The organism is Halalkalibacterium halodurans (assembly GCF_004376175.1).
Classification (GTDB): Bacteria; Bacillota; Bacilli; order Bacillales; family Bacillaceae_D; genus Halalkalibacterium; species Halalkalibacterium halodurans.
In genome coordinates this window covers 1-2697 of sequence record NZ_SNUY01000130.1, presented here as the reverse complement: position 1 = coordinate 2697, position 2697 = coordinate 1, and the positions used below count along the sequence as shown (strand labels likewise).

Sequence of the window (2697 nt, the reverse complement as noted above, 5' to 3'; positions counted from 1 at the left end):
GAGCTGAATTATTATTCCAAATTATATCGGAGTTTTATGAACAGAAAAGCGTCATTATTACATCTAACTTAGAATTTAGTCAATGGAACCGGATCTTTACAGATTCTCGTTTAACAGCAGCGTTAGTGGACAGGCTAATTCATCACGCCCATATCATCTCTTTTCATGGCGAGAGCTATAGACTGTCCCACGCATTGTCGAAAAGGAATTAAATGGGTGGCAAACCTCTGCATTTTTCATTGCATTTCTCTGCACTTTTCTATTGCAAAATACATGAGCTTTCTATAAGTGAGTTTACCTTGGACTCTTTTACTCAAGTTGTTTCAATGAATGAATTTTTTGATTTTCAACTTTTTAGTATTGAAGAAGTTGAGAGCTACATATCTAAAATTCTTAAGACTAAAGACGAATTGAATTTTTATGATGTGTACAATATACTAAAGGTAGCTAAACTTTACAATTTTGATGAAGGAGAAATAGAACAATTAATGCAAAGTTATATTAATGAAAATGGCGGTATCAACACAGTACCTTCAGTTAATTCAGACACTTTGCATACAACTTTTCTTTATATTTACATTATGTCAAATTAAGTTGAAGGTGATAGTTATGGATTTACTTGAATCAATCATTGGAATTTTATTTTGGCTGCTAATCATTTACATGATTTCAAGAGTCTTTGTCCATTTTGATCATCAAAAAAAAGAAATGAAATCTCTTCACAAGAAAGTTGATCAATTACTCGAACATACAAAAAATAAATGAAGATGGGACAAAACTAGTAAATGGAGTATTAATAGGCTCCGTGAACAAAAAACTTGTTCACGGGGCCTTCTTGTGATGGAACTTAATAGCGGACGATCAAGTGGATCGAATTGCTCCTAATGTTTATTCCATTGCAGAGTCTAAGGTGATCCCCAAGTTACACCGTACGCAATACATTTGGATGAGGAAGTTATAGGTTTTGTGATGACGGAATGTGATCCAGACGAGATTGAAGAGAGGAAGTATTGGATTTCTAGGTTTATAATTGATGTCTCTTATCAAAGAAAGGGATTGTAACCGTCAAGTAATTTTGAGCAGTTTTCACAAATTAATATTGATCATTTTTTCCCAATTAAGATTGAGCACTTACCTCGTCGAATATAGTTTTTCTATACTTCATTCTAAGGCTGTCTTCATCTTCTCCAAAAGTGATCACCTCACTCCTATGGAGGAGGCGATCTAAAATTGCAGTAGTTAAGGATGTATCTCCTAAAAACTTACCCCATTCATTGGGTCCTTTATTCGAAGTGAGAATAAAGGCAGCTTTGTCATACAATTCGTAAATGAATTGAAAGAATAGGTTGGCTTCTTTTTCATCTACAGTCATATACATGACATCATCTATGATAATCAAGTCGGATGTTGAAATTCGCTTGTAACGAGTTCGTGATTTACTTGTATACTCGCGGCTCTTAAGAATATAAAGAAGTTCTCCCATTGAAACAAATCCTACTTGGTATCCATTTTCGATAGCTAAAGTACCTAATCCCACTGATAGGTGCGTTTTCCCCGTCCCTGGCGGTCCCATTAAAATCAAAGTGAACATTTCATCAATCCAAGTAAGTTCTTTTAGAAGCTTATACTGTCTATCTCCTATTGCATTCTGCTCATCTAAACGGTATTCTTCTAGTGTTTTTTGATAAGGGAAATCAGCCCATTTCATAAAACGGTCTATATTCTTCTTTTCACGACAATTCATTTCATAAGTTAATAGCTCATGTATAAATTCATGATACGTCCAATTTTTTGATTCAGCTGTTCTTAATAGTAGAGGGAGTTCTTTTGCCGTTTCGGCAAGTCTCAACGTTCTACATTTTTCTTGTAATATTTCTATTGGAGATGTCATGACTTTTTCCCTCCAGTTAAAACATTCACATAGTAATCTTCTGAACGTTCTGCTGCTTTCAAATGTGAATACTTATCACTTTTATTATGGGCCTTAGGGATTCTTTCCTTTGCTTCCACATGAAGCGAATAAGCAATATCTCGGAAATCATTTGCGCTTATTAAATTCAAAAGCTTCACCTTCTCTAAAGCATCGTCTATAAAAGTTGGGTGATTATCAATAACCTTAGAGAGAACTTTCAATTGATCTAACAAATGTCTTGGGTACTTTACATGTAACTCATCTAGAAACCAGCTAATCAACTCTCGATCTTTGAAAGTCGTTTCAATCTCTTTCCGCAATTTATCTTTCTTTGTAGATGGTCGTTTAATGTGAGAAGAATCTTGAATAAGTTGTCCTTTTTGACTAGAAATCACATGCCTTGCTATAACCTCTCCATCTTCTTGAAGTCGTACAAGAAGATGATCATCTTGAGTGATTTCAATATAAACAATATTCTTCGTTCTTTTATCATACGTACCTATAGGGACGGAATAACGATTAGATTCAAAACGAATGACATTGTCCTTCTGGACGGTTCTTGTTATAATAGGCTTTAACGTATTCTCGAAAGAGAATTTGGAAGAGACTTTTCTTAAGTGTTTCCGTTCCAAGGTGTACACTTCTGAAGGTCTTTTCTTTGGAATGTCAACACTAAATCGGACAATTATTTAAAGGTTCATTAACTTGTATTCAGTCGGTGTTAAGTAATCTAATGATCCATGAATTCGAATAGTATTGAACCAGTGAACGTAGTCAAAAAGTTC

5 protein-coding genes are annotated in these 2697 nt (G+C 34.5%); 2 read left to right on the top strand and 3 right to left on the bottom strand.

Translation table 11 applies throughout. The features are described 5' to 3' along the window. Together E2L07_RS20320 and E2L07_RS20315 are read left to right on the top strand one after the other, a co-directional pair. Window positions 1-212: ATP-binding protein (locus E2L07_RS20320; RefSeq protein ID WP_166740147.1), on the top strand; the 212-nt coding region annotated here is incomplete at its 5' end. Next, on the top strand, window positions 213-593 hold the full coding sequence (locus tag E2L07_RS20315) for a hypothetical protein (RefSeq protein WP_134230517.1): 381 nt from the start codon (window positions 213-215) through the stop codon (window positions 591-593). A gap of 524 nt (window positions 594-1117) precedes the next feature. Here E2L07_RS20315 and istB read toward each other — a convergent pair. From istB to E2L07_RS20300, 3 genes are all read right to left on the bottom strand, one after another. Next, complete coding sequence (gene istB, locus E2L07_RS20310; protein WP_134230516.1) at window positions 1118-1891, bottom strand: IS21-like element helper ATPase IstB; 774 nt, start codon at window positions 1889-1891, stop codon at window positions 1118-1120. Next, a complete protein-coding gene (locus E2L07_RS20305; protein WP_134230515.1) occupies window positions 1888-2544 on the bottom strand; it encodes a Mu transposase domain-containing protein in 657 nt (218 codons plus the stop codon). Before E2L07_RS20305 ends, istB begins: the two co-directional genes overlap by 4 nt. 57 nt (window positions 2545-2601) lie before the next feature. Then, a partial coding sequence (locus E2L07_RS20300; RefSeq protein ID WP_134230514.1) for an IS3 family transposase occupies window positions 2602-2697 on the bottom strand: 96 nt, incomplete at its 5' end.

Bases quoted from the DNA above. Each gene is read 5' to 3' on its own strand.
- istB (WP_134230516.1), bottom strand. From the start codon at position 1,891: ATGACATCTCCAATAGAAATATTACAAGAAAAATGTAGAACGTTGAGA.
- E2L07_RS20315 (WP_134230517.1), top strand. From the start codon at position 213: ATGGGTGGCAAACCTCTGCATTTTTCATTGCATTTCTCTGCACTTTTC.